Below are 25,923 nucleotides of genomic sequence, written 5' to 3'. Positions count from 1 at the left end.
CTACTGTGCCCGCCCCCGATTCCACACCTGACGATCACGTTCACCGTGGTCAACCCTCCCCTGGGGCGCCAGAGCCGGGAACCGCCGAGGCCCTGCAGATGGTCGAGGCCCGGACGGGAACCGTACGCGACCTCCTGGGGTACGAACCGTTTGGGCTGACCGCCCCCGATGCGCTGCGGGCCATCGTTGAACTGAACGACGGCGTCGATCACCTGCTCCGCGAAACGGTCCACCAGGCACGCCGCCACGGCACCACCTGGCAGGACATCGGCGCGGTGCTTGGCATCAGCAGGCAGGCGGCATTCCAGCGGTTCGGCCGGCCCGTCGGCCTCGTTCCCGCCGCCGAGAAGACCCAGCGCCGCAGCATGGCCGCCCTGATCGGCGTCGCGGAACAAATTTTCGCCCAGTGCGCCGACGAGGACTGGGCCGCAGTGAGGGACCATTTTGCCCCGGTCATGCTGGAGGCGGTGAGTGTTGAGGGTCTCTCCTCGGTGTGGTCCTCGGTAGTCGAGGCTGTTGGACCGTATGAGCTCCCCGGCAAGGTGACCACCAGGAAGAACGGGGCGCTGCAGATCGTGGATCTGGAACTAATCTTCGAGGCTGGCGAGATGGCCGGCCGGATAGCGTTCGACGCCGGTGGTCGGGTTGCGGGCATGCTGATCCTCGACCCCAGCATGCTCCCCGGCTGAGGCGGGCCGGGAGAACGTCAGTGGTCGAAAAACACCAGTGTCGAGTTGATGAGCTCAGCGATCACTTCGGTGTCGTGAGCCCGCCGGAGCGATTCCCTGAAATTCTCCTTGAACAGTGACCTGGCCAGGGTTGCCAGCACCTCAAGGTGCTCGGAGAAGGACTGCGACGGCGTGGCAATCAGGAGGATCAGGGTCGCCGGTCCGTCCACCGCGCCGAAGTCGAGGCTGTGCCCGTACTTGGTGATGCCCACCGCGATGCTGGTCTGGGTGACGTAGTCGCTGCGCGCATGGGGCAGTCCCACCCCACCAGGAAGCCCGGTGGCCATCTGGTGTTCGCGGGAGTTGACCTGTTCCAGGAAACCATCGAGGTCGGAGATCCTCCCCGCCTCAAACAGTTTGGTGGCCAGCTGCGCCGCCGCGTCTTCCTTGTCGGCGGCGACCATTTCCAGGATCACCAGGTCAGGGGTGGTCAGGATGGCGTCATGATATTCCAGGGATCGCTCGGTCACGGTAGACCTCTCGCGGGTTGCGTTGGACAGGCGGCGCGGCGTCCAGACCGCGGTCCTAGCTTAGCGGCACAATATCCTCGACTCCCATCCGGGCGTTGTCCGCCAGGATATCGTCGGGCTGCTCCTGGCTGAGCCGTTCCGCTTCCACCCTCGCCAGGTAGTGCTTGACCTCGCGGTCCACCTGCGCGTCGCTCCACTCAAGGAAGGGCGCCATCAGCGCGGCGACGGCGGGGGCCGCTGAGACCCCGCGGTCCCACGACTCGATGGAAATCCTGGTACGCCGGGTGAGCACATCGTCGATGTGGCGTGCGTTTTCATGGGTGACCGCGTACACCACCTCGGCGCCGAGGTAGTCGTCGGCGCCGGGCAGCGGCTCGCCCAGAGACCGGTCCTCGCGGATCAGTGCCAGGATGTCCTCGGCGTGGGTGCCGTAGCGCTGCAAAAGGTGCTCGACCCGTGCCACATGCACGCCCGAGCTTTCGGCCATTCTCGCCCGCTTGTTCCAGGCGGCCTTGTACCCCTCGGCGCCGAGCAGCGGGACGGTTTCGGTGCAGCTGGCGGGAACCCGCTCGTCCAGCGCGCGGGTGGCTTCATCGACGGCGTCCTTGGCCATCACGCGGTAGGTGGTCCACTTGCCACCTGCGACGACCACCAGCCCGGGAACCGGGTGCGCCACGACATGTTCCCGGGAGAGTTTCGCAGTGGAGTCGCTCTCACCAGCCAGCAGTGGGCGCAGCCCGGCGTACACTCCCTCTACGTCCTCGCGGGTCAGGGGGCGCCGCAGCACCTTGTTGACGTGCTCCAGAATGTAATCGATGTCCTTGGACGACGCCGCAGGGTGGGCCTTGTCCAGGTCCCAGTCGGTGTCGGTGGTCCCGATGATCCAGTGCCGGCCCCAGGGAATCACGAACAGGACCGACTTCTCGGTCCTGAGGATCAGCCCGACCGTTGACTGGAAGCGGTCGCGCGGCACCACCAGGTGGATGCCCTTGGACGCCCTGACCTTCATCTGGCCACGGTCGGTGACCATCGCCTGGGTTTCGTCGGTCCACACGCCGGTCGCGTTGATGACCTGCTTCGCGCGGATGTCGAACTGCTCCCCGGTTTCCTGGTCCTTGACGCGGGCGCCCACCACGCGTTCGCCTTCGCGGAGGAAGTCGACGACGGTGACCCGGTTGGCGACCTTGGCACCGTAGTGCCCGGCGGTGCGCACCATGTTGACGACATACCGTGCATCGTCCACCTGGGCGTCGTAATAGCGGATGGAGCCCACCATCGCGTCGTTCTTCAGGCTGGGCGCGGCGCGCAGGGTGCCACGCCGGGACAGGTGCTTGTGCATGGGGACCCCGCGGGAGTTGCCGGAGGTCATCCCCATCGTGTCGTACAGCAGGATCCCGGCCCCGACGTAGGGGCGTTCGAAGAACCGTTTGGTCAGCGGGTAGAGGAACGGTACGGGGCGGACCAGGTGCGGAGCAATCCGCTGGATCAGCAGTCCCCGTTCCTTCAGTGCTTCCTGCACCAGAGCGAAGTCAAGCATTTCGAGGTAGCGCAGCCCGCCGTGGATCAGCTTCGAGGACCGTGAGGAGGTGCCGGACGCCCAGTCGCGGGCCTCAACCATCCCCACATCCAGGCCGCGGGTGACGGCGTCCAGCGCCGAGCCGGCGCCGACAACGCCTCCCCCGACGATCAGGATGTCCAGTTCCCTGCCGGCTTCCGACGTGACTTTCAGCGCTGCTAGCGCGTCTTCACGGTTCTTCGGGCTGAGTGCTCCTGATGACATGGCGGCGATCCTTCGTCGGGTTCGATACTACGTCCCCCAACCTTAGCAATCAGCCGTTGGAAAGGTAGGGGGAAAGGACCACTTCCACCCGCTGGAACTCCTTCAGATCCGAGTATCCGGTGGTGGCCATGGCCCGCCGCAGGGCGCCGATCACGTTGGAGGTTCCGTTGGTGTGGTGGGATGGCCCCCACAGCACCTCCTTGAGTGGACCGACGGTGCCAATGTTGACCCTGTCGCCGCGGGGCAGCTCATCGTGGTGAGCTTCCTGGCCCCAGTGCCAGCCCTGGCCGGGTGCTTCCTCGGCCCGGGCGAGGGCCGAACCCAGCATCACGGCGTCCGCGCCCATAGCAATGGCCTTCACGATGTCGCCGCTGGTGCCCATCCCGCCGTCGGCGATGACGTGGACGTAGCGTCCGCCCGACTCGTCCATGTAGTCACGGCGGGCCGCTGCCACGTCGGAGATCGCCGAGGCAAGGGGCGAGTGGATACCCAGGGCGCGGCGGGTGGTGGTGGTCGCTCCCCCGCCAAACCCGACCAGGACCCCAGCTGCCCCGGTACGCATCAGGTGGAGAGCGGGAGTGTAGCCGGCGGCTCCCCCGACGATGACCGGCACATCCAGTTCGTAGATGAACTGCTTCAGGTTCAACGGCTCATCGTTCTTCGAGACGTGCTCTGCCGAGACGGTGGTGCCGCGAATCACGAAGATGTCGACCCCGGCAGCCACGACGGTCTTGTAGAACTGCTGGGTACGCTGCGGGGTCAGCGAACCCGCAACAGTGACACCAGCCTCGCGGATTTCGGCCAGGCGGCTGGTGATCAGGCCCTCTTGGATGGGCGCGTTGTAGATTTCCTGCATCCTGCGCGTGGCAGCCGGGCTAAAGGCTTCGCTGCCCAGCTGGGCGATCTCGTCCAGGACAGGCTGTGGATCCTCGTACCGGGTCCACAGGCCTTCCAGATTGAGCACCCCCAACCCACCGAGCCGGCCCATCGCGATAGCGGTTGCCGGGGACATCGCCGAGTCCATCGGAGCGGCGATGACCGGCATCTCGAACTGGTAGGCGTCGATCTGCCATTGCACTGACACGTCGTGCGGGTCACGGGTCCGGCGGGAAGGAACCACCGCCACGTCATCGAGCGAATATGCCCTGCGTCCGCGCTTGCCTCGGCCAATTTCAATCTCGTTAGTCACCCACCAAGGTTATCCCAGCGCAGCCCGCAAGGACTCCGCGGCATGTTCTAGGCCGGATTTGGCTATATAACCCAGATGGCATACACAGTGGGGGCCATTATGGGAGGCAGTGATGTCACCGAAATCCAGCGACAGTTGCTAAGCGTGCTTTCCTTTCCGGCGTCGAGGAGGCTAGGGTGGATGGCATCCCGGAAGCGGAGCCCGAACGGTCTGAGTCCACCGATCCCACCACTGAAGGAAGTGTCGACATGCAGGAGCTGGAGCAATGGCCCACCGGGAGGCTATTGACCACCGCGGCACGCCTCGTCGACCATGCATGGAATGCGGCGCTGGTCGATCTGGGGCTCACCCACGCCGGCTATACCGCCCTGCGGGTACTGCAGGATCAAGGCCCCATCAACCAGACCAAGCTGGCCCAATTGATTCGGGTACAAAACCAGACCATGGGCAAAACCATCGAGAAGCTCCAGGCGAACGGATACGTCAACCGTGTCCGGGGTGCTGTTGACCAGCGGATCCAGATGGTGTCGGTGTCTGACTCCGGCCAGCGGGCCCTCGCCAGTGCCGAGAAGATTGAGCAGTCCCTCATAGCAGGGGGCGGACTGCTGTCCGAAACTCTCCGTGCCGAGCTCCGGAACCTGATCGAGGAGTTGGGAGCGGGACGGAATTCCGGTTCCCGCGCCGCTGGCTAACACGGGCCCCCATTGGACGTAGACTGCCTGTGCGAAAAGTTTTCGAACACCATTGGCGAAAGGTCAAGCTATGGGCGACAAGAGCAGGCTTTCACCGGAACAACCGTTCCCGGCCGATCTGGCACCGCTGGAAGACAGCCAGGTTGAGATCCTCAACAGCAAAATCCACCGCCAGCTGGATCGTGAATACACGGTCGATCAGGAACCGGACCCCGAGACTGAATCACGGCACGAGGAACTGCAGGCCGAACTGGACTTCCGTGCCGCCGAGGACCATCAGCCGCCCGTGGATGTCAGCGCAGTGCAGCCGGTAGTGCCATCCAAACCCAGGGAGTCACTTCCCGAACCCCGGGCCACCGCGCCGGACCCCAAGGACAAGGCTCCCGCCTGAGCAGGGTGGTCACCACCCGGCGGGACCCGGGGCTGTCGGGTCGGTGTCAAGGGAATCCGGGTCACGAGGATCCGGATCGAGCCCCAGCTGGCTCTCAAACATCCTGAAGTACCGTCCCCGCAGATTGACCAACTCCTCATGGGTGCCTGATTCGGCTACTTCCCCCTCCTCCATCATGTAGATGATGTCGGCCTTCTCGATGGTCGCGAGGCGGTGGCTGATGGCAATGATCGTGTGGTCCTTATCGGCGAAAAGCCGGCTGAAGATGCGGTGCTCGGCGAGAGCATCAATCGCCGACGTCGGCTCATCCATCACGATGAAGGGCGCCCCGCGGTAGAAGTTGCGGGCCATCGCGAGCCGTTGCCACTGGCCGCCGGACAGCCCGCTCCCCTTGCGGCCCCGCGGGTCCTCCATCCAGTTGCTGACATGACTCTCGAAGCCGTTTGGCAGGCGATCGATGAAGTCGGTGGCCTCAGCATCCGCTGCGGCGCGCTCCACCCGCTGGTCCTCTCTGGGCTGGGAGACGTCGCCGAAGTAGATGTTGTTGGCTGCCGTCGCGAACTCGTACTTCAGGAAGTCCTGTGACATCACTGCCAGATGCCGGTGCCAGGAAGCAATGTCGAAGGTCCGGAGATCCTGCCCATCCAGGAGGACCCGGCCGGACTCGGGCTGGTACAGGCCGGCCAGAATGCGGATCAGCGTCGACTTTCCGGCGCCGTTCTCCCCCACGATCGCAATGTGTTGCCCCGCCCTGATGGTCAGGGAGACCCCTTTGAGGACCTGGGTGCTCCCCGCTGTGTACGTGTAGGTGATGTCCTCGAGCCGAACCTCGGCGGGCGGCCCTGCCAGGGGTTTCCCGCCGCCGACCGCCGTCGGGAACTTCATGAACTCCTCGTAATCCTTCAGGTTGGCAAGATCCTCGTCGATGGAACTGAGTGAAGTCACCAGCTGGTTCGCCGTCGACAGGGCGCGGCTGACAATCTGCTGGATATAGAGGAACTGGCCGACCGGCTGGGCGCGCGCGATGATCTGCCCCACCACCCAGATCAGAGCCACCACCTCGGCACCGTACTGGAGCGCATCGGCGAGCAGCTGCTTGGGGATATACCGTTTCTGGAACTCGAGGCGACGCAGTTCGTCGGCGTCGCGCAGCCGGGAGCGCAGGTCCATCAGGTATTTCACCACCCCATACAGCCTCATCTCGGCGATGTGTTGCGGACGGATCAGGTTCGTTTCGATCAGCCGCCGCTGCCGGCGGGAGTCCACCTGGGTATTCCAGTGGGCCATCTGTTCGCGGGAAAGCTTGAACTGCAGATACACGCTCGGGATGATCGCGATCAGGACAATCAGGGCCACCCACCAGCTGACCAGCAGCAGCGCACCGATGGCGAGGATTACCGACACCAGCTGCGTGAAGATCGCGGCAATCCGGTCGAGAACGCGGGCGTAGGAGTCCGAGAACCTTTTGGCCCGGTCGTAGAGGTCGACGGTGTCCTTGTCGTCGTACCGCCAGAACTCAAGCGCCAGGAAGCGCTCATACATCAGGTCCCCCACCACGGCACCGACCCTGAAGCTCATCACCTGCTGGATATAGCGGTCCACACTGGTGAACGCGCCCCAGAGCAATCCCAGCCCAGCGGTGATCAGCACATAGACCACCGCCCGCTGTCCGGCGTCGGGATTGCCCGCGTAAGCCTCGGCCAGGGCGGTGGTGGTCAGCGCAGCAAAGTAGGTAGTTACCAGCGGGAGTACCGCCGCAATCAGCGATCCGAGCACTTTCATGATCACAGCGCCCGGGGAAGCCTTGAAGCTCACCCGCAGGACCTGTCCCACAGCCCGGGCATACGGACCCAGGGAAAGACGCGGCCGGGGATCCCGGGGCGGGCGAAGCTCACTGTCGGTCATGGCTCACCGTTCTTCATTCTCGCGGCAGGTCACCTGCGCACAGTCCATCGTGGCCATTGGCCATCACGGCCCGCCTCAGTCACGGAGGCCCGCTACTTCCTTCCAGCGGGACGTGCTGGCTACTTGGTGCCGTAGTTCGGCGCCTCGACGGTCATTTGAATATCGTGCGGGTGTGACTCTTTCAGGCCAGCCGAAGTGATGCGGACAAACTTGCCCTTCGCCTTCAGCTCGTCGATGGTGCGAGCGCCCGTGTAGAACATCGTCTGGCGGAGACCCCCGACCAGCTGGTAGGCGACGGAGGCCAGCGGGCCGCGGTAGGCAACCCGCCCCTCCACTCCCTCAGGGATCAGCTTGTCATCACCCGTGACATCCGCCTGGAAGTAGCGGTCCTTTGAATAGGAGGTGTTTTTCCCGCGGGTCTGCATGGCGCCCAGGGACCCCATCCCCCGGTAGGTCTTGTACTGCTTGCCGTTCACGAAGATCAGCTCGCCCGGCGCTTCGGCGGAGCCCGCCAGCAGCGACCCGAGCATGACGGTGTCGGCACCAGCAACAAGGGCCTTGCCGATGTCGCCCGAGTACTGCAGGCCGCCGTCGGCAATGACTGGCACCCCCGCGGGAATGGCTGCCTTCGCGGATTCGTAGATGGCGGTCACCTGCGGAACTCCAACCCCGGCAACAACACGTGTTGTGCAGATCGACCCGGGGCCCACCCCCACCTTGATGCCGTCGGCTCCGGCATCGATGAGGGCCTGTGCGCCCTCACGGGTGGCGGCCTGACCGCCAATGATGTCGACGTGGGCCAGTGACTTCTCGGCCTTGAGCCTGGCGATCATGTCGAGTACACCGGCGCTGTGGCCGTTGGCGGTGTCAACGAACAGTGCGTCAACGCCGGCGTCCACCAGGGCCATGGCTCGCTCCCAGCCGTCCCCGAAGAATCCGATAGCGGCACCGACCCGCAGGCGGCCCTCCTCGTCCTTGGTGGAGAGCGGATACTGCTCGGCCTTTGTAAAGTCCTTAACGGTTATGAGGCCCCGGAGGACTCCGTCGCCGTCGACCAGCGGAAGTTTCTCGATCTTGTTCTTGGCCAGCAGGCCAATCGCTTCCTCACCGCTGATCCCGACCTGACCTGTCACGAGGGGCATGGGGGTCATGACGGCGCGGACCAGCCGGTGAGGCCACTCGTGCTCGGAGACAAAGCGGGTGTCGCGGTTCGTGACGATGCCCAGCAGGTGGCCGGCGTCGTCGACCACGGGGAGTCCTGAGACACGGTAGTGCCCGCACAGCTCATCGAGTTCGGAGAGGGTGGCATCAGGTCCGATGGTCACCGGGTGGGTGATCATTCCGGATTCGCTACGCTTCACCCGGTCCACCTGTTCGGCCTGGTCCTGAATGGAGAGGTTGCGGTGGATAACCCCGAGACCGCCCTGGCGTGCCATCGCGACGGCCATCCGCGCCTCGGTGACCGTATCCATGGCCGAGGACAGCAGGGGGGTCTGGACGGTGATGCGCTTGGATACCCGCGAACTCGTATCGGCTTCGGAAGGGATCACGTCGGTGAGGCCAGGCAGGAGCAGGACGTCGTCGTACGTCAGGCCAACGAATCCGAACGGGTCGTGGGTTTCGTTACGCGGGGACGGGTGGCTCACTGCGTCGCCTCTTTCTCAGATGGTCTGTTGGTAGAAGCTGGCCCTCGGATGATCGGACTGCCAGACTCTCATCCTAAAACCATTGCCGGGCGCACCCTATTCCGCGGGCGCTTTGGCGGGGCGTGAAGTCGCTCACGGGCGGTCGTCTGATCCGGGAGGACGACTTTGCGCATCCTGTTCGGCCCTCACCCACGCGGGGCGCATGAACCGCGGCAGCCAGGCGGTGCTCAGCAACCACAGCAGGATGCCGGTCATGGTCATCCCGACTGCTACAACCGTGAGCGGTCGCGGGGCGTCCACATCCGCCAGGAGGGCTGCCAGCGGCGCCAGGGCAAAGCCGATCCCGCCAAAGAGCAATCCCAGGCCAACATAGCTGTCCACGCGCGGGATGAGACCCGGTTGCAGCCAGGTCCGCCAGCGACCACGGTAGACGTTCACGCCGCACAGGGTCATGATCACGCCTGCGACGAAGCTGATGAGTCCCACAGAGAAATCCATCGGTGAATAATCCCCTCTGCCACTGGAACCTGACGCTTGGTGCTACCCGGCGTACGACGACACCCCCGGTCGAAGAACCGGGGGTGTCGTCGTTACTGAGTGGCCCTGCGTCCGGGGGACGCGAGGTCGGTGCCGCTAGTGGCTGTGGCCGTGGCCGTCTTCGTCGTCGTTCTCAGGCTTCTCGACCACCAGTGTTTCGGTGGTGAGAATCAGGGCCGCGATAGACGCCGCGTTCCGGAGTGCCGAACGGGTGACCTTGACGGGGTCGATGATGCCGGCGTCGACAAGGTTCTCGTAGTCGCCGGTGACGGCGTTGAAACCGTGACCTGGCTCGAGTTCCTCGACACGGTGCACCACGACGTAGCCTTCGTGGCCAGCGTTCTCGGCAATCCAGCGCAGCGGCTGTGCCAGGGCACGGCGCACCAGGTTGATCGCGGTCGCCGCATCGCCCTCAAGGGCGAGGACGGCTGAATCGGTGTCGAGCGCCTTTGACGCGTGGATCAGGGCAGCGCCGCCACCGGCGACGATGCCCTCGTCGAGAGCCGCCCGTGTGGCTGACACGGCGTCCTCGATGCGGTGCTTCTTTTCCTTGAGCTCAACCTCGGTGGCTGCGCCAACCTTGATGACTCCGATGCCGCCGGCCAGCTTGGCCAAGCGTTCCTGCAGCTTCTCACGGTCCCAGTCAGAATCGGTGCGCTCAACCTCAGCGCGGATCTGGGCAACTCGGTCAGCGACGTCGGACTCGGTGCCGATGCCGTCGACGATGGTGGTGGTGTCCTTGGTGACGGTGATCCGGCGAGCCGAACCGAGCACCTCGAGGCCCACCTGATCCAGCTTGAGGCCGAGGTCAGGCGAAACGACCTGCGCACCGGTCAGCGTGGCGATGTCCTGCAGCATGGCCTTGCGGCGGTCGCCGAAGCCTGGCGCCTTGACGGCGACAACATTCAGGGTGCCGCGGATCTTGTTCACCACGAGGGTGGACAGCGCTTCGCCGTCAATGTCCTCGGCGATGATGAACAGGGGCTTACCGGCCTGCAGCGCCTTCTCCAGCAGCGGCAGGAATTCCTGCAGCGAGGAGATCTTGCCGGAGTTGATCAGGATGAGTGCGTCTTCGAGCACTGCTTCCTGACGCTCTGCGTCGGTGATGAAGTACGGGCTAAGGAAACCCTTGTCGAACTGCATGCCCTCGGTGAGGACCAGTTCGGTCTGGGTGCTTGAGGATTCCTCGATGGTGATGACGCCATCCTTGCCGACCTTCTCGAAGGCTTCAGCGATGAGCTCGCCGACCTCGGTGGACTGGGCAGAGATGGAGGCAACGCTGGCGGTCTGCTGACCGACAACTTCGCGGGCGTTCTCGAGCAGGCGGGCTGCGACGGCCTCGATGGAGACCTCAATGCCACGCTTGAGCTGCGAGGGGGCCGCGCCGGCTGCGACGTTGCGCAGGCCTTCGCTGACCAGTGCCTGCGCCAGAACTGTCGCAGTAGTGGTGCCGTCACCGGCAATGTCGTTGGTCTTGGTGGCCACTTCCTTGGCGAACTGAGCGCCAAGGTTCTCGAACGGGTCGTCCAGTTCGATTTCGCGGGCAATGGTCACGCCGTCGTTGGTGATGGTGGGGGCTCCCCACTTCTTGTCCAGTACGACGTTGCGGCCGCGGGGGCCGAGCGTCACCTTGACGGTGTCAGCCAACTTGTTGACTCCCGCTTCCAGCGCGCGGCGTGCAGCGTCGTCAAACAGCAACTGCTTTGCCATGATGTGTTTCCTCTTCCATTGTGCACATCTGCGTGGGCAGATTGTGCGTGTGCAAATCCTGGTGCTGCTGTGTGCGTCATGACGCACTGACGAGAGAACCCCGGCCTTTACGGCCGGGGTCCACTCGAGGGAAAACTACTTAACGACGATCGCCAGTACGTCGCGAGCCGAGAGTACGAGGTACTCTGCGCCGGCGTGCTTGACTTCGGTTCCGCCGTACTTGGAGTAGATGACAATGTCGCCTTCGGCTACATCGACGGGGACGCGGTTTCCGTTATCGTCAACGCGACCTGGGCCTACTGCAACAACTTCGCCCTCCTGGGGCTTTTCCTTGGCAGTATCCGGGATGACCAGACCCGAGGCAGTGGTCTGCTCGGCTTCCAGTGGGCGGACAACAATACGATCCTCAAGAGGCTTAATAGAGACCGGCACGCGGACCTCTCCTTCGCTTGGGTGACAAATGGAATTAAGGCCTTCGGATGGCGCTGACCGTCGTCGCGGTGCCGGCTCACGCTTCCCTGAAGGAGTTAGCACCCTCATGGTGAGAGTGCCAAGTCTGACTTTATGCATTGGTTAGCACTCGGTCAAGGCGAGTGCCAGATTGCGCTGCGAGCGCAGCCCCATTCCGGTCCGGATGGTGCACGGATTCACCTTGCTGATGATCGATGCCCTGCCCACTCCCGCGGAGATCCCGACGGCGGCGGCGAGGATCACGGGGAACACCGCCTCGACCTCCGGCAGGATCGGCGCTGGTGCGTCTCGCGGTCCTCCACGGCTGGAGCCTAGCGTCTGCCTTCGACGCCGTTAGACTCCGCCCAGTAGACTGGGCAACTGGCCCTTTACTGGCCATCCCACTCTCTTTCGAAAGCAGTTTCGTGACCCAGCAGGTACAGGCCACCGCCCGGAGCAACAGCGGCATTGTCCAGGAGGCTTCCCGCCGTCGGACCTTCGCGGTAATCTCGCACCCCGACGCCGGCAAGTCGACCCTGACCGAGGCCCTGGCGCTGCATGCCCGGGTGATCGGGACGGCCGGTGCCACCAATGGCAAGGAGAACCGTCGGGAGACCGTCTCCGACTGGATGCAGATGGAAAAGGACCGCGGCATCTCGATCAGCTCCACTGCCCTGCAGTTCTCCTACCGGGACACCGTCATCAACCTGCTGGACACCCCCGGCCACTCCGACTTCTCCGAAGACACCTACCGGGTGCTCGCGGCAGTGGACTGCGCGGTCATGCTGATCGACGCCGCCAAGGGCCTCGAAACCCAGACCATGAAGCTGTTCGAAGTCTGTCGTCAACGGAACATCCCCATCATCACAGTGATCAACAAGTGGGACCGGCCCGGGCTCGACACCCTGGCCCTGATGGACGAGATCACCGAGCGCACCGGACTGATCCCCATGCCCCTCACCTGGGCCGTCGGCATTGCCGGCGACTTCCGCGGTGTCTGGGACCTGAAACGCGACGAGTTCGTCCGCTTCACCAGGAAAAACGCTGGCGCCTCCCTCGCCACGGAGGAGCACCTCACCCCTGACGAGGCGCTTGCCCAGGAGGGCGACGCCTGGACCGACGCCCTCGACGAGGCGTCGCTGGTGATCGAGTCGAATCAGCCCTTCGATAAGGAGAGCTTCCACGCCGGAACCGGGACGCCGGTGCTGTTCTCGTCAGCGGTCCTGAACTTCGGCGTACAACACATCCTCGACACCCTGGTTGACCTGGCGCCCGCCGCCTCACCCCGCAAGGACATTGACGGCAATCCCCGCCCTGTGGACGCACCCTTCTCGGGCTTCGTCTTCAAGGTGCAGGCTGGCATGAACCGCGCCCACCGCGATCATGTGGCCTTCATCAGGGTCTGCTCCGGCGTCTTCGAACGCGGCATGGTGGTCACCCACGCCAACTCGGGGAAAACTTTCGCCACCAAGTACGCGCAGCAGCTGTTCGGCCGCGAACGCGAGGTGATCGACGAGGCCTGGCCGGGCGACGTCGTCGGGCTGGTCAACGCCTCCGCCCTGCGGATGGGCGATAGCCTCTACGTCGAGGAGCCGGTCGAGTACCCACCGATCCCCCTGTTCAGCCCCGAGCACTTCCGGGTGGCCCGGTCCAAGGACCCCAGCCGTTTCAAACAGTTCCGGCGCGGGATCGAACAGCTCGGCCACGAGGGAATCATCCAGGTACTCCGCTCTGATCTCCGGGGAGACCAGGCGCCAGTGCTGGCCGCGGTCGGACCGATGCAGTTCGAAGTGGTCGCGGACCGGATGGAACACGACTTCAGCGCGCCCATGCGGATGGAACCGCTGCAGTATTCGCTGGCCAGGCTCACCACCCACGACGCCCAGGCCGCGCTCAGCGCCATCCGCGGCACCGAAGTGCTGATCCGGTCCGACGGCGAATACCTGGCCCTCTTCAACGACGTCTGGGCACTCCGCCGGGTAGAGAAGAACTCGCCGGAGATTTCCCTGTCAGTGATCGGCACTGACGCCGGGGACGCCCGGGGCTACTGAGATGGCCGCTGACGCCGACGCCGCGGCCGCTTCCCCGGATCCAATCGCGCCGCTCCTGACCCCTGAGGGGTGGGAGTTGCTGAACTCACTGGCCCCCTACGATGACGCCGACACCCTGCGCCTCAGCACCTCCCTGCGCCGGGACGGGCACGATCCGGAGGTCATCTCGGCCGCCCTCACCCAGTCGAGGCTCCGTGCCAAGGGGGAGGCGAAATTCGGTCCTTTTGCTGCCCGCATGCTCTTCACCGCTGCGGGACTGGAACAGGCAACCCGCCTCGGGGTGGCCGCCCGTCACGCCGAACGCTACGTCACTGCCGGACTGGAACGCGTGGCCGATCTGGGGTGCGGGATCGGCGCCGACGCGATGGCCCTCGCCAGCCTGGACCGGCAGGTGACAGCAGTCGAGATCGATGAGACCACCGCCGCCGCTGCCACCATGAACCTGATGCCCTGGCCGAATGCCACGGTGGTGGGTGGCGACGCCGAGTCATTCGACCTCTCCGGGTACGACGGCGTGTGGCTGGACCCTGCCCGCCGGACCACCAGTACCTCGGGCACCAAACGATTGTTCGACCCGGAGGCCTTCTCCCCTCCCCTCTCGTTCGTGGAACGGCTGGCCGACAGCGGCACCGCCGTCGGGGTCAAGCTGGGCCCGGGCATCCCGCACACCGCGGTGCCTGCGGGCTGTGAGGCGCAGTGGGTGTCGGTGGACGGGGACGTCACCGAGGTGGCGCTCTGGTTCAACTCCCTGAAGCGGCCGCACGTCCGCCGGTCGGCGCTCGTGATCAGCGCGCATGGAGCCGCCGAGCTCACCAGCGGATCCGATTTCGACGACGACGGCCGGCCACCCCTCGGCGCTCCCGAGGGCTACCTCTACGAACCGGACGGCGCCGTGATCCGCGCGGGCCTGGTGGCCGACGTCGCCAGGCAGCTGGGCGGCCACCTGTTGGATCAGCGGATCGCCTACATCTGCGCCCCGACCCTGCAAGACACGCCGTTCGCCCGTGCCTACAGGGTGATCGACGTGATGCCGTACAACGTCCGCGCCCTCAAGACCTGGGTGCGGGAGCAGGGCATCAGTATTCTCGACATCAAGAAACGTGGAACCTCGGTGACCCCTGAGGAGTTGCGCAAGCAGCTCCTGGCAGGATCCGGCAAGTCAGCAAAAGCTGGTGGCAAGAAGAAGGCCACCCTGGTGCTGACCCGGATCGGCGAGGACAGGGTGGCCATGGTGGTCGAACCCGTCGCCGGGTAGGCCACCCGAAGCCCTGCGCCGCCGCCTTCGTCATATTGGTGGGCAACCTGGACATCCGTGTCCAACATCTTCCTCACCAATGCCCATGTTGACCCTTCTTGTCCAGCTTGCTCACCGAGTCGGCAGGATCGCAAACCGGACACCTGCAGTCCGCCCATCGTTGTGGCCTTTAACTGTCGGTACCGGATGGGACAGTTGGGCATGGAAACGGACATTCCTCATGTTGATGTCATCCTGCGATCTTTCCTTCAGGATGTCGGTGCTGGCCGGAGCCCCTCCGTCGGCGCCCGATATTACCGGGTGATGGTGCACCTGTCCTGCTATCTGGAGTCAGTCGACGCTGACGCGGTGCTGGGTACCGCAGCTGGGACCCTGCTCGCGGCGGAGCGTGAGTTCCACCCGTACGGCGCGTTCCGCCGGCTGTTCACTGCCCACGATCTGGTGTTCTGCCTGCCGGACTTCCTCAACGACAGGTGGCTGATGCGGGATCCGGCGGACGCGCGCACACAGATCAGTTTGACCGACCGTCTGCTGCGCTGGGTACGGCACCGGTACCCGGACGACATGTTCTACTGTGCCTGCGAAATCCGTGAGTGCACGGTGGCGATCAGTCAGGCCCGGCGGCGATTGCGGAGGTAATGCCCGGCCATGCCCGGTTAGCTAGGCCGAGCCCCGCCACATCACTGACGTTTCGAGCACTTCTGCCGGGCTGGGCAGGCCACGGATCTGGGCCAGTACCAGCTCCGCCGCGCGCTCCCCCAGGAGGTCGGCGGGCTGCCTGACCGTGGAGAGCTGAGGCCGACACCGCAAGGCCCAACTGCTGTCGTCAAAACCGACGATTCCCACGTCCCCCGGCACCTGGCGACCGGTTTCCTGCAGGGCAGTCATCGCCCCCGCTGCCACGGCGTCCGAAGCAGCAAACACGCCGTCCAGGTCAGGGCGGCGACGCAACAGTTCCTGCATCCCCTCCAGCCCGAACCCGTAGGTGTAGAGCGGGTATTCCACCACCAGCTCCGGGTCAAACAGCTCCCCCATTGCCGCCTTGAACCCCGCCAGGCGGTCCTGGCCGGAGTCCCGGTCCAGCGCGCACGCGATCATCCCCACCCGGGTTCGGCCGGTCCCGAGAAGGTGGGACGTGATGGCCTCCGCTGCGGCCGCGTTGTCGATCGCCACATAGGGGATATCCGGGATGCCCGGCGGGTGGCCCACAAACGCCGCTGGCACTCCCAGGTTCTTGACAGCCAAGGCAATCGGATCGGATTCCCTGGCCGACACGATCACCGCGCCGTCCACCAAACCGCCCTGGAGGTAGTCCGCAACCCGTCGGCTATCACGCGCGGAATCGATAATCAGGGTGACCAACTGGTAGTCGGCGGCCGAGAGCACCGCGTTCGCGCCCAGCAGGATTGACCCGATATTTGGGTCCTCGAACAGGAGCGAATGGGGTTCATGGATAATCAACCCGATGGCGCCCGACTGCTGCCGGACCAGGTTCCGGGCCACCGAGTTCCTGACGTAGCCCACCTTCAGGATTGCTTCCTCCACGGCAAGCTTCGCATCCTCGGACACATAGCGTTCCCCGTTGACCACCCGGGACACCGTTCCACGGGACAGCCCCGCCGCCGAGGCAACATCATTGATGGTTGCCCTCCTGATGCGCGTGCGAGTTGACTCCATACCTGTACTTTAGCCGAGCGATCCGCTGGCCTGAGGCTCGTCGAGCCGGGGCCCGGCTGCAGCGGCGCTTCAGCTTTCGTTGACAACCAAATGTGACGTGCCTTACTCTGGGAACGTTCACAGATAATCTCGAAGGCGAGCTTTCAGCACGGGTCTGGGAGCGTTCACAGAACGCATCACCAGCACCCCGGTCGCCCTCGGCATGAACATCCATGCACGACTACGAGGAGCCGGGTTGAAACCGAGCACGATGACCGTCACTGACCTCTCCGGCACCGGAGACCTGGTCTTCGGCTGTGACTACAATCCGGAGCAGTGGGACCCGTCCGTGTGGGTCGAGGACGTTCGGCTGATGAAAGAAGCGGGCGTCAACTTCGTCGCCATCAACATCTTCGGCTGGGCGGAGCTAGAACCCTCCGAGGGGAGCTTCGAGGTGGACCGCCTCGACGAGGTCATCAACCTCCTGTACGCCAACGGCATCTCGGTGAACCTGGGCACCGGCACATCCTCCCCACCGCCCTGGTTGACCACGCTGCACCCGGAGATCCTCCCGCAGATGGCTGACGGCACCCGCCGATGGCCAGGCGGGCGTCAGGCCTGGTGCCCCAGCTCGCCGGTGTTCCGCGAGCGCGCCCTGCGACTCGTGGAACAGGTGGCACGGCGGTATGGGGACCACCCGGCGGTCAGACTCTGGCACGTGTCGAATGAACTCGGCTGCCACAATGCCCTGTGCTACTGCGACGCCTCCGCGGCTGCCTTCCGCCTCTGGCTGCAGGACCGCTACACCACCGTGGCGGCGCTCAACCAGGCCTGGGGGACTTCCTTCTGGAGCCAGCGGTACTCCGACTGGTCCCAGATCCTCCCCCCACGGGCCACCATCTCGGCCCACAACCCCACCCAGGTGCTCGATTTCCACCGGTTCAGCTCCGATAGCCTGCTCGAGTACTACCGGGCCGAGGCCGCCATGATCCGGAGCCACAGCTCAATCCCTGTCACCACCAACTTCATGGTCACCGCTCACATCCGCACTCAGGATTATTGGGCCTGGGCCCCCGAGATGGACGTCATTGCCAACGACCACTACCTCGACCACCGGCTCGATGCGCCGCTGGCCGAACTGGCTTTCGCCGCCGACACCACGCGGGGGCTCGCCCAGGGGAAACCATGGCTACTGATGGAGCATTCCACGGGCGCGGTGAACTGGCAGCCGCGGAACATTGCCAAAGTACCCGGGGAGATGCTGCGTAATTCCCTCGCCCACCTCGCCCGCGGCGCCGACGGACTCTGCTTTTTCCAATGGCGCGCGTCGCTCCAGGGCAGCGAGAAGTTCCACTCGGCGATGCTGCCGCACGCCGGCACCGACTCACAGACCTGGCGCAACGTCGTCGAGCTCGGCGCTTCCCTCCGGAAGCTGCGCGAAGTCGCGGGCACCACGGTGCGCGCCGGGGTCGCGATCATCTTCAGCTGGGAGGCATGGTGGGCCCACGACCAGGAGTCGCACCCGTCCGGTGACATCAATTACCTGGATCAGGTCCACTCTGTCTACCAGGCGCTGTGGGAGGCCGGACTCACTGTCGACGTGGTGGCCCCCGGCGCTGATCTCGCCGGCTACCAGCTGGTAGTGGTGCCCAACCTGTACCTGGTGCGCGACGAGCACGCGGCGGTCATCAGCGACTACGTCGACGGCGGCGGATCCGCCGTCGTCACCTTCTTCAGCGGGATCGTCGACGAGAACGAGCGGGTCCGCCCTGGCGGCTACCCGGGCGCCTTCAGGGACCTGCTAGGGATCCGCACTGAAGAGTTCTTTCCCCTCGACCCGGCGCACCCGCTCACGCTGGACAACGGCTCCCCCGCCGCACTGTGGTCGGAGGCGCTACGCCTCACCACTGCGGAAGCACATCTGAGCTACGCGACCGGAGCCCATGCGGGAACGCCCGCGGTGACCCGCAACCAGTTCGGCGCAGGCGTTGCCTGGTACGCCGCGACAGTGCTGGACCCGGGTGTCCTGAAGGACCTGCTGCTCCGCGCCGCGGTGGGAGCCGGCATCCTTCTCCCCGACGCGCAGGCGGGCCTCGAAGCGGTCACCCGCCGCGGGGACGGCCACGAGTACCTCTTCTTGATCAATCACTCCGCCGAGGACCGCAAGCACCGGGTCAGCGGCGTCGAACTTCTCACCGCTGAGCCGGTGAACGGCGTCGTCGTCGTTCCCGCCGGTGCGGTCCGCGTCATTCGCACCACCCCAGAAATCCCCGACACCGACGGCTCCACCCCGGGCCGAAAGGATGCAGGCAATGACAGTCCCTAGCACGGCCGACGCTCCGAAGGCGCCCCCGGTCGCGAGGAAGAACCGTTCGGCCGGAGCGCAGCGCCGCGCCGTGGCCCTGTTCATCGCGCCGTTCGCGGTCCTCTTCCTCGCCTTTTACGCCATCCCGATCGTCTACGCGATCGTGCAGTCACTGCTCACCGTCGAGCGTGAGGGGACGTTCGGCGCCCCCCGCCAGGTCTTCGGCGGCCTGGTGCAGTACGAGCAGGTTTTCCAGGACAGCGCATTCTGGACCTCAGTGGGCCGGGTCCTGCTTTTCGGCGCGGTCCAGGTGCCGATCATGCTCGGTCTCGCCCTCCTGTTTGCGCTGCTCCTGGATTCGCCACTGCTGAAGGGGAAGAAGTTCTTCCGGCTGGCGTTCTTCGCACCCTACGCCGTGCCCGGGGTCATCGCCGCGATCATGTGGGGGTTCCTGTACTCACCGTCGCTGTCCCCCTTCGGCGCTGTGACGTCGAACGTGGACTTCCTCTCGGCCGAACTCGTTCTGTGGGCGATCGCCAATATCGTCACCTGGGTCTATGTCGGGTACAACATGCTCATCATCTACGCCTCACTTCTTGCCATCCCGACAGAAATCTATGAGGCAGCCCGGCTCGACGGCGCAAACAACGTCCAGATCGCCTGGCGCATCAAGATTCCCCTCGTGGTCCCGGCCATCATCCTCACCGCCGTCTTCTCAATCATCGGCACCCTGCAGTTGCTCGCCGAACCGCAGACCCTCCGCAGCTTCAGCTCGGCGATCAACAGCACCTTCACCCCCAACCTCGCCGTCTACACCACCGCTTCGGTCCCGAACTATAACCTCGCGGCGGCGTTCTCGGTGGTCCTGGCACTCGCCACGTTCATCCTCTCCTTCGTCTTCCTGAAGTCGACCCAGCGGAAGGTTACCCAGTGATGTCTTCCTCCACCACCGCCCCCCGGCGCCCACGCGGAGCAGGCCCCACCGAACCGGACGGGGCCGTGGACCACGGGCGCGGGCCACGCCAGAGCATCATGTCCCGCAGCGCCGCAATGCTGGTCATGGGTGTCTTCACCCTGTACTTCCTGACACCCATCTGGTGGCTGCTCACGACGTCGACGAAAACGGGCAGCGAGATCACCTCGACCGTTCCCCTGTGGTTCACCGCCAACTCCTTCGGGACGTTCTTCGACAACCTGGCGCGGCTGTTCACCTACGGGGACGGGCTCTTCGGGCGATGGCTCATCAACTCGGCGATCTACGCCGGTGTCGGTGCACTGATCGGCACGATCGTTGCCGCCATGTGCGGGTATGCCCTCGCCAAGTACGAGTTCAAGGGGCGCGAAGCGATCTTCAACATCGTGCTCAGCGGTGTCCTCGTCCCCGCCACCGCCCTGGCCCTGCCACTGTTCCTGATCTTCAGCCAGGCTAACCTGACCAACACCATGTGGGCGGTGTTTCTGCCCAGCCTGGTGAGCCCGTTCGGGGTCTACCTGGCGCGGATCTACGCGGCGGCCAGCGTCCCCGGCGAACTGCTCGAAGCCGCGAGGCTCGACGGTTCGGGAGAGATCCGTACCTTCTTCACCGTGTCGACCCGCCTGATGGCACCGGCACTGGTGACGATCTTCCTGTTCCAGTTCGTCGCGATCTGGAACAACTTCTTCCTGCCACTCATCATGCTTCGCGATCAGGCACTCTTCCCCGTGACCCTGGGCCTGTACGCCTGGAACAGCCAGATCAGCCAGATCCCCGAACTCCGCATCCTGGTGATCGTTGGAGCGCTCGTCTCAATCGTGCCGCTGATTATCGCGTTCCTCGCGCTCCAGCGTTTCTGGAGCAGCGGACTCGGCGCGGGCGGCGTGAAGTAACACCCACAGATTCATATGACCAGCACTACTGGTGCGGGAGCGTCCGCTTCCGCACTGCACTACCACCGATAGGAAAGACAATGCGCGCGCATTACGGAAAAGTCACCGCGGCCTTTGCCATCTCTGCGCTGGCTCTCACCGGCTGTTCAGCCGGCGGGGACAGTACCGACGCCGGAGCCGAGGCAGCAGCCTGCGAGGCCTCCGACGGCCCGGTCGAGCTCACCTTCACCACCTGGGTTCCGGGAATGGACCAGGTCGTCGAGCTGTGGAACGAGGAGAACCCGGATATACAGGTCACTGTCCAGACCGGCCCCAACGGCAACTCCGGCACGTACCAGAACTTCTTCAACCAGATCCAGGCGGGCAACGCCCCCGACCTGGGCCAGATCGAATACGACGCACTGCCCAACTTCCGTGTCCAGGACGGCCTGGAGAACATCGCTGAGTGCGGGGACGTCGCAGGGTCAGCGGACCAGTTTGTTGACTGGACGTGGGGCCAGGTGACCTTCGGCGAAGAAGGCTCCGTCTATGCCATCCCGCAGGACAGCGGCCCCATGGCGATGTACTACCGCGCCGACCTCTTCGAGGAAGCAGGCATCGAGGTCCCCACCACCTGGGAGGAGTACGCTGCCGCCGCCGAGCAGATCAAGGCCGAGGGCGCCTACATCACCAACTTCCCCAAGACCGACGTCAACTGGTTCGCGGGAATGGTCTGGCAGAACGGTGGCCAGTGGTTCGCCAACGACGGCGAGAGCTGGGACGTCAACCTGACCGGCCCCGAGTCCGAAGAGGTCGCCACCTACTGGCAGGACCTGCTGTCCGAGGACCTGGTCTCCACCCTGCCGTCCTTCTCCGATGAGTGGAACGCGTCCTTCAATGAGGGCCAGCAGTGGACCTGGGTCTCTGCAGTGTGGGGGGCCACAACACTCTCCGACGGCGCACCCGACACCGCCGGCCAGTGGGCTGTCGCTCCAATGCCCCAGTGGGAAGCTGACTCCCAGGAGGCCGGTAACTGGGGTGGATCCTCCACCGCAGTGCTGAAGGGCTCTGAGCACCCCGCCGAGGCCGCACAGTTCGCCCTGTGGCTCAACACTGACCCTGAGGCCCTCGCGCTGGCCAACGAACTCGGCGGGCTGTACCCGGCAGCGAAGTCGGCAGCCGATCTCGACGCCTTTGCCGGTGGAGTGGAGTTCTACGGTGGGCAGGAAATCTACGATGTCTTCGCTGAAGCGTCGGCCAATGTGGATCCCGACTTCACCTGGGGACCAACCATGACGCAGACCTACACCGACGTCTCTGACGGTTTTGGTGCAGCAATCGGCGGGTCCGGCACGCTGATGGATGCGCTCGCTGAAGGACAGCAGCAAACCATCGACGCCTTGAAGGCCCAGTCAATCCCTGTCAACGAGTGACACGGGTCAGCTAACCGCTAAGGACGAGACCTGGAGAGGCATGATCGATGCCCGCTCCAGGTCTCGTCGCCGTTAACCCGCAGGGTGTTGGCCCGTGGCTTGCAGGAAATCGGTCGTGACCTGAGCGAGAGCCAGGCGTGCCGCCTCGTCGGAAATGGTCGGGTCCCCATCACCGAAGATGGACCGGTAGGCACCGAACTGGCTGTGTTCCATGCCCTCGATTTCGACGACGTCGGCGCTGATCCCGGCGTCGGCGAGTCGCTCCTTGACCACCTGGGTGGGAACGATGCCGTCCCTACTGCCCGTGACCGCCAGTACCTCACGGCCGGCGGCGCCGGTGAGGACCACCTCGTCGTCGGGAAACGCGGCCCAGAGCAGCAGCCCTTCAAATTCCGGGTGGGTGTCGAAGTAGTGTGCCGCAGTAATCCCGCCCAGGGAGTGACCGCCAATCCACCATGAGGTCACGTCCGGTTCGGCGGCAACGATCCCCGCTGCGGCGTCGTCGCGCAGCGAGGCGAACCCGAACGGCATCTCGGCCAGGTAGACAGCGACTCCCGTCGCCTCGACGATCGGGGCCCACGACGCCAGGTACCCCTCGGGAGTGGCCCGTGCGCCCGGGTAGAAAATGATCCCGGTCTCCGGTGTTGTTCCGGCCGGCAGCACGGCAAGGTACCCGTCCCGATCGAGCACCTGGACCGCCGGGTCCGCCCGGACCGCTTCCTCAGTGGTCTCCTCGGCCGGCGACGGCGTGAGCACCACCGCCGCTGCGGCAACTACCACGGCCAGGAACACCAGGACGAGCACGGTCAGTACCCGCCGGAGTCGCCGCCGCTTCGTTCTCCGCGCGGGTGGCGGCGCATCGGTTGGCATGATCCAAGGGTACGCTCGCCGGTTTCCGGCGAGCGGCTCAGCAGCCCGTTCCGGCGTCGTACCCCATCGTTGCTACAGGCAGTCGCCCGGGAGCGGATGCCGCGCCAGTGAGCACATCCAGTACCGCGGCGAAGGCGCCTGGCGAGTTTCCATACGCGGCGATCTCCACTGGAGCGTCCACCGTATCCAGGGCCCACGGCGCATCCAGTCCCACGGCAATGTCCGCCGTGGCGCCCGCACCATCCGCCCCCACGAGGGCGACTGAGGTACCGCCGGCTCCTACGGTGACCCCGCGCTCGGCAGCTGCCGCGGTGAAGCGTTCGACGTCGGCAGCGGTGCCCCCAACGATTGACGCCGTCCCGTTCAGCAGATCCCCCTCACACGCTCCGCTGAGGACGGTGATGCCAGCAGCGGATGCGTTTTCGCTGGCCGGTCCATGGTCCCCGGGCGCGGCTGTCTCGGCATCGGCGGCCAGTTCGGCCTGCCACATCATCAGGGTGACCACCCGGGTGGCGGCTTCGGTCAGCCGTTCGCCGGGGAGGGTTCCATCCTGGATCGCTGCAACAATCCCCGCGTGGGCCGCATAGGCGTCCGTGGGCATCAGGAGCAGGTCGGCGCCGGCCGCCAGGGCCTGTGCTGCGGCCTCGCCACCCGGGTAGAGCTGCTCCACCGCTGCCATGTTAAGGGCGTCGGTGACCACCACCCCGTCGAAGCCCAGATCGCGCAGCGCATCATAGTTCGGGGCCGACACGGAGGACGGCACCCCGGGGTCGAGGGCTTCCACCGCGATGTGGCCCATCATCATCACCGGCACCCCGGCGTCGGCTGCAGCCCTGAACGGTGCCCAGTCGCGGTCCTCGAGCTGCGCCAGCGAAGCGGTCTGCACCGGCAGCTCCAGGTGCGAGTCGGCGGGGACCGAGCCGTGCCCGGGGAAATGCTTGACGCTGGGCAGGACTCCCGCTGCGAGCATCCCGGTCACGGCCGCGGGACCCAGCTCGCCCACCAGCTCCGGGTCATCCGAGTAGGCCCGCGCCCCGATGGTGGGGTCGTCGGGGCCGGTGGTGACATCCACTGACGGGGCGTGGTTCATGGTGAAGCCGAGACCGGCCAGCTCCGAGTTCATTGCGGCCATTGAGGTTTCCAGCAGGGCTGGGTCATTTGCCGCGCCGTAGGTCATCGGGGTGGGCCAGGACGTGAGCGGGGAACCCAGCCGTGCAACCTGACCGCCTTCCTGGTCAACCGACACCACAGCTGGCCAGGTCCTGCCATCCGCGGCCACCGCCTCGGTGAAACCGCGGGTCACTGCGGTCATGGCCACCGGGTCGACCGCGCCGTCGGCGGTGAGCGGCACGTTGTCGCCCATCACAATGCTGCCCGCGAGGTGAAGGTCGCGGATCGCCTGCTCCTGTCCTGCGGGGTCGGTGCCAGCATAGAAGCCGACCATCACCTGGCCGGCCAGCTCCTCGGTGGTCATGCCAGCGACTGCCGCGGCGGCGTCGTCGTAATTCTTGGTACTGGGACCCCAGGGCAGCCGGGTACCGGCGGTCGCGGTGGACCCGGGGGTAACGGTTGCGGAAGCTGACGGGCCCGACGACGTCGGCGCTGTCGCGGAGGGGGCAATGGGGCTGCCCCCACCGGGGGTGCACGCCGACAGGAACAGGACGGTCAGGACCGCCAATCCCGCCTGGCGTGAGCCCCGACGGTGTGACCGATCCCCAGTGTTCGCCCGGTGGGCTGCGCTTTTCACCCTATCGATGCTACTCCTGCACTAATATTGGGACAGTTCTCTTCCGCGGATGCCGCGCTACCGAGGCACATTTCCCCTTACAGTCCGGTACCGGTCAGGAGCCACCTAGATGAAGATCGAATTCGCGCAGTCAGCACAGTCCACCCTCGGAGTGGAATGGGAGCTGGCCCTGGTGGACCGCTACAAAGGTGATCTGGTGTCGGTGGCCAACCAGGTGTTGAGGGGTGTGGCGGCCAACCATCCGGAACTCCAGGAGGATGAGGAGCACCCGCACATCAAGCAGGAGTTGCTCCTGAACACGGTGGAGCTGGTCACCGGGATCTGCCACACGGTCGCCGATGCCAAGGCGGACCTGTCCCGCTCACTGGCCGCGGTCCGAGAGGTGACCGACCCGATGGGCGTGGAACTGTTCTCGGCCGGGTCGCACCCGTTCAGCGTGCCCAGGTCGCAGCCGGTCACCGACAAGGAACGCTACTTCAAACTCATCGACCGCACCCAGTGGTGGGGCCAGCAGATGGTCATCTACGGCGTGCATGTCCACGTGGGACTGGACCGCCGGGACAAGGCCATGCCGGTGCTCGACGGGCTCGTCAACTATGTGCCGCATTTTCAGGCGCTGTCGGCGTCGTCGCCGTTCTGGGGTGGCGACGACACGGGCTACGCCTCGCAGCGCTCCCTGATGTTCCAGCAGTTGCCCACCGCCGGGCTTCCCTTCCAGTTCCCCTCCTGGGCGGAGTACGAGTCCTACGTGCAGGACATGTTCACCACCGGTGTGATCGATGCCGTGAACGAGATCCGCTGGGATATCCGCCCCGTCGCCAACCTGGGGACCATCGAGATGCGGGTGTGCGACGGCCTGTCGACCCTCCAGGATGTGGGGGCGATCGCGGCGCTGACCCAGTGCCTCGTCGACGAATTCTCCACCACCCTCGACAACGGCGGGACCATTCCCACCATGCCGCCGTGGCACGTGCAGGAAAACAAGTGGCGTGCCGCCCGCTATGGGATGGAAGCCATCATCATCCTCGATGCGCAAGGCAACGAGCAGCTCGTCACGGATCACCTGGTCGAGGTGCTGGACCGGCTGCAGCCGGTGGCGAAGAAGCTGGGCTGCGTCGAGGAGCTCGGTGACGTGGAGAAAATCCTCACCCGCGGCGCCGGCTATCAGCGGCAGCGCCGGATTGCCGCCGAGCACGACGGCGACCTGAGCGCCGTCGTCCTCGATATGGTGGCGCAGCTCCGCGAGTAGCTCTCCCCACCCCG

Annotated in this window: 23 protein-coding genes; 11 read left to right on the top strand and 12 right to left on the bottom strand. The window is 65.3% G+C overall.

From position 1 onward, the window contains the following. The first annotated feature begins 5 nt into the window (after nucleotides 1–5). Entirely contained in the window at nucleotides 6–689 is a 684-nt protein-coding gene (locus HMI57_RS00605) for a DUF3887 domain-containing protein (RefSeq protein ID WP_171583968.1), read from the top strand. Between the two features lie 17 nt (nucleotides 690–706). Here HMI57_RS00605 and HMI57_RS00600 read toward each other — a convergent pair whose 3' ends face one another. From HMI57_RS00600 to HMI57_RS00590, 3 genes are read right to left on the bottom strand one after another with little or no spacing between them, the layout of a single operon-like run. Beyond that, on the bottom strand, nucleotides 707–1,198 hold the full coding sequence (locus tag HMI57_RS00600) for a PTS sugar transporter subunit IIA (protein WP_171583967.1): 492 nt from the start codon (nucleotides 1,196–1,198) through the stop codon (nucleotides 707–709). A 55-nt stretch (nucleotides 1,199–1,253) separates the two neighbouring features. After that, entirely contained in the window at nucleotides 1,254–2,978 is a 1,725-nt protein-coding gene (locus HMI57_RS00595) for a glycerol-3-phosphate dehydrogenase/oxidase (RefSeq protein ID WP_171583966.1), read from the bottom strand. A gap of 49 nt (nucleotides 2,979–3,027) precedes the next feature. Then, nucleotides 3,028–4,167 carry a GuaB3 family IMP dehydrogenase-related protein gene (locus HMI57_RS00590; RefSeq protein WP_171583965.1) on the bottom strand — a complete coding sequence of 380 codons (1,140 nt, stop codon included), beginning with the start codon at nucleotides 4,165–4,167 and terminating at the stop codon, nucleotides 3,028–3,030. 176 nt (nucleotides 4,168–4,343) lie between these two features. Between HMI57_RS00590 and HMI57_RS00585 the strand changes: the two genes are divergently transcribed. Together HMI57_RS00585 and HMI57_RS00580 are read left to right on the top strand one after the other, a co-directional pair. Next, the gene (locus HMI57_RS00585) at nucleotides 4,344–4,859 is read left to right on the top strand and encodes a MarR family winged helix-turn-helix transcriptional regulator (protein ID WP_318779123.1); all 516 of its coding nucleotides are present in this window, start codon (nucleotides 4,344–4,346) and stop codon (nucleotides 4,857–4,859) included. 70 nt (nucleotides 4,860–4,929) lie between these two features. Then, a complete protein-coding gene (locus tag HMI57_RS00580) occupies nucleotides 4,930–5,250 on the top strand; it encodes a hypothetical protein (RefSeq protein ID WP_228720871.1) in 321 nt (106 codons plus the stop codon). Nucleotides 5,251–5,259: 9 nt separating this feature from the next. On the opposite strand, the gene HMI57_RS00575 is transcribed toward HMI57_RS00580, so the two are convergent. The 6 genes from HMI57_RS00575 to HMI57_RS00550 all read right to left on the bottom strand — a co-directional run bounded on the left by HMI57_RS00575 (nucleotide 5,260) and on the right by HMI57_RS00550 (nucleotide 11,771). After that, complete coding sequence (locus HMI57_RS00575) at nucleotides 5,260–7,155, bottom strand: ABC transporter ATP-binding protein (RefSeq protein ID WP_171583964.1); 1,896 nt, start codon at nucleotides 7,153–7,155, stop codon at nucleotides 5,260–5,262. 119 nt (nucleotides 7,156–7,274) lie between these two features. Further along, the gene (gene guaB / locus HMI57_RS00570; RefSeq protein ID WP_171583963.1) at nucleotides 7,275–8,801 is read right to left on the bottom strand and encodes an IMP dehydrogenase; all 1,527 of its coding nucleotides are present in this window, start codon (nucleotides 8,799–8,801) and stop codon (nucleotides 7,275–7,277) included. Nucleotides 8,802–8,933: 132 nt separating this feature from the next. After that, nucleotides 8,934–9,299, bottom strand: a complete 366-nt coding sequence (locus HMI57_RS00565) for a hypothetical protein (protein ID WP_171583962.1) — start codon at nucleotides 9,297–9,299, stop codon at nucleotides 8,934–8,936. 135 nt (nucleotides 9,300–9,434) lie between these two features. Beyond that, complete coding sequence (groL, locus tag HMI57_RS00560) at nucleotides 9,435–11,048, bottom strand: chaperonin GroEL (RefSeq protein ID WP_171583961.1); 1,614 nt, start codon at nucleotides 11,046–11,048, stop codon at nucleotides 9,435–9,437. A 135-nt stretch (nucleotides 11,049–11,183) separates the two neighbouring features. Continuing rightward, on the bottom strand, nucleotides 11,184–11,480 hold the full coding sequence (gene groES / locus HMI57_RS00555) for a co-chaperone GroES (RefSeq protein ID WP_019481570.1): 297 nt from the start codon (nucleotides 11,478–11,480) through the stop codon (nucleotides 11,184–11,186). A gap of 141 nt (nucleotides 11,481–11,621) precedes the next feature. Beyond that, the gene (locus HMI57_RS00550; RefSeq protein ID WP_171583960.1) at nucleotides 11,622–11,771 is read right to left on the bottom strand and encodes a hypothetical protein; all 150 of its coding nucleotides are present in this window, start codon (nucleotides 11,769–11,771) and stop codon (nucleotides 11,622–11,624) included. 152 nt (nucleotides 11,772–11,923) lie between these two features. Here HMI57_RS00550 and HMI57_RS00545 point away from each other — a divergent pair, with 152 nt between their 5' ends. The 3 genes from HMI57_RS00545 to HMI57_RS00535 all read left to right on the top strand — a co-directional run bounded on the left by HMI57_RS00545 (nucleotide 11,924) and on the right by HMI57_RS00535 (nucleotide 15,443). Further along, a complete protein-coding gene (locus tag HMI57_RS00545; RefSeq protein WP_171583959.1) occupies nucleotides 11,924–13,549 on the top strand; it encodes a peptide chain release factor 3 in 1,626 nt (541 codons plus the stop codon). A 1-nt stretch (nucleotide 13,550) separates the two neighbouring features. Further along, nucleotides 13,551–14,804 carry a methyltransferase domain-containing protein gene (locus HMI57_RS00540; protein WP_171583958.1) on the top strand — a complete coding sequence of 418 codons (1,254 nt, stop codon included), beginning with the start codon at nucleotides 13,551–13,553 and terminating at the stop codon, nucleotides 14,802–14,804. Between the two features lie 201 nt (nucleotides 14,805–15,005). Then, nucleotides 15,006–15,443 carry a hypothetical protein gene (locus HMI57_RS00535; RefSeq protein ID WP_171583957.1) on the top strand — a complete coding sequence of 146 codons (438 nt, stop codon included), beginning with the start codon at nucleotides 15,006–15,008 and terminating at the stop codon, nucleotides 15,441–15,443. Nucleotides 15,444–15,464: 21 nt separating this feature from the next. Here the strand turns inward: HMI57_RS00535 and HMI57_RS00530 are convergent, their stop codons facing one another. After that, the gene (locus HMI57_RS00530; protein WP_171583956.1) at nucleotides 15,465–16,481 is read right to left on the bottom strand and encodes a LacI family DNA-binding transcriptional regulator; all 1,017 of its coding nucleotides are present in this window, start codon (nucleotides 16,479–16,481) and stop codon (nucleotides 15,465–15,467) included. A gap of 250 nt (nucleotides 16,482–16,731) precedes the next feature. Between HMI57_RS00530 and HMI57_RS00525 the strand changes: the two genes are divergently transcribed. From HMI57_RS00525 to HMI57_RS00510, 4 genes are all read left to right on the top strand, one after another. Further along, nucleotides 16,732–18,786 carry a beta-galactosidase gene (locus tag HMI57_RS00525; protein ID WP_171584304.1) on the top strand — a complete coding sequence of 685 codons (2,055 nt, stop codon included), beginning with the start codon at nucleotides 16,732–16,734 and terminating at the stop codon, nucleotides 18,784–18,786. Next, nucleotides 18,764–19,699, top strand: a complete 936-nt coding sequence (locus HMI57_RS00520) for a sugar ABC transporter permease (RefSeq protein WP_171583955.1) — start codon at nucleotides 18,764–18,766, stop codon at nucleotides 19,697–19,699. Before HMI57_RS00525 ends, HMI57_RS00520 begins: the two co-directional genes overlap by 23 nt. Continuing rightward, entirely contained in the window at nucleotides 19,696–20,631 is a 936-nt protein-coding gene (locus tag HMI57_RS00515; protein WP_318779122.1) for a carbohydrate ABC transporter permease, read from the top strand. The genes HMI57_RS00520 and HMI57_RS00515 overlap by 4 nt, the downstream gene beginning before the upstream one ends. Nucleotides 20,632–20,711: 80 nt before the next feature. Continuing rightward, a complete protein-coding gene (locus HMI57_RS00510) occupies nucleotides 20,712–22,043 on the top strand; it encodes an extracellular solute-binding protein (RefSeq protein WP_171583954.1) in 1,332 nt (443 codons plus the stop codon). 72 nt (nucleotides 22,044–22,115) lie between these two features. On the opposite strand, the gene HMI57_RS00505 is transcribed toward HMI57_RS00510, so the two are convergent. Next, complete coding sequence (locus HMI57_RS00505) at nucleotides 22,116–22,913, bottom strand: alpha/beta hydrolase (protein ID WP_171583953.1); 798 nt, start codon at nucleotides 22,911–22,913, stop codon at nucleotides 22,116–22,118. Nucleotides 22,914–22,950: 37 nt separating this feature from the next. Then, a complete protein-coding gene (locus HMI57_RS00500) occupies nucleotides 22,951–24,660 on the bottom strand; it encodes a glycoside hydrolase family 3 N-terminal domain-containing protein (RefSeq protein ID WP_346655104.1) in 1,710 nt (569 codons plus the stop codon). 109 nt (nucleotides 24,661–24,769) lie between these two features. Between HMI57_RS00500 and HMI57_RS00495 the strand changes: the two genes are divergently transcribed. Then, the gene (locus HMI57_RS00495; protein WP_171583952.1) at nucleotides 24,770–25,909 is read left to right on the top strand and encodes a glutamate--cysteine ligase; all 1,140 of its coding nucleotides are present in this window, start codon (nucleotides 24,770–24,772) and stop codon (nucleotides 25,907–25,909) included. Nucleotides 25,910–25,923 lie beyond the last annotated feature (14 nt).

It is taken from the genome of Arthrobacter sp. 260 (genome assembly GCF_013116745.1).
GTDB lineage: Bacteria > Actinomycetota > Actinomycetes > Actinomycetales > Micrococcaceae > Arthrobacter_D.
This window is presented reverse-complemented; position numbering and strand designations above follow the sequence as displayed.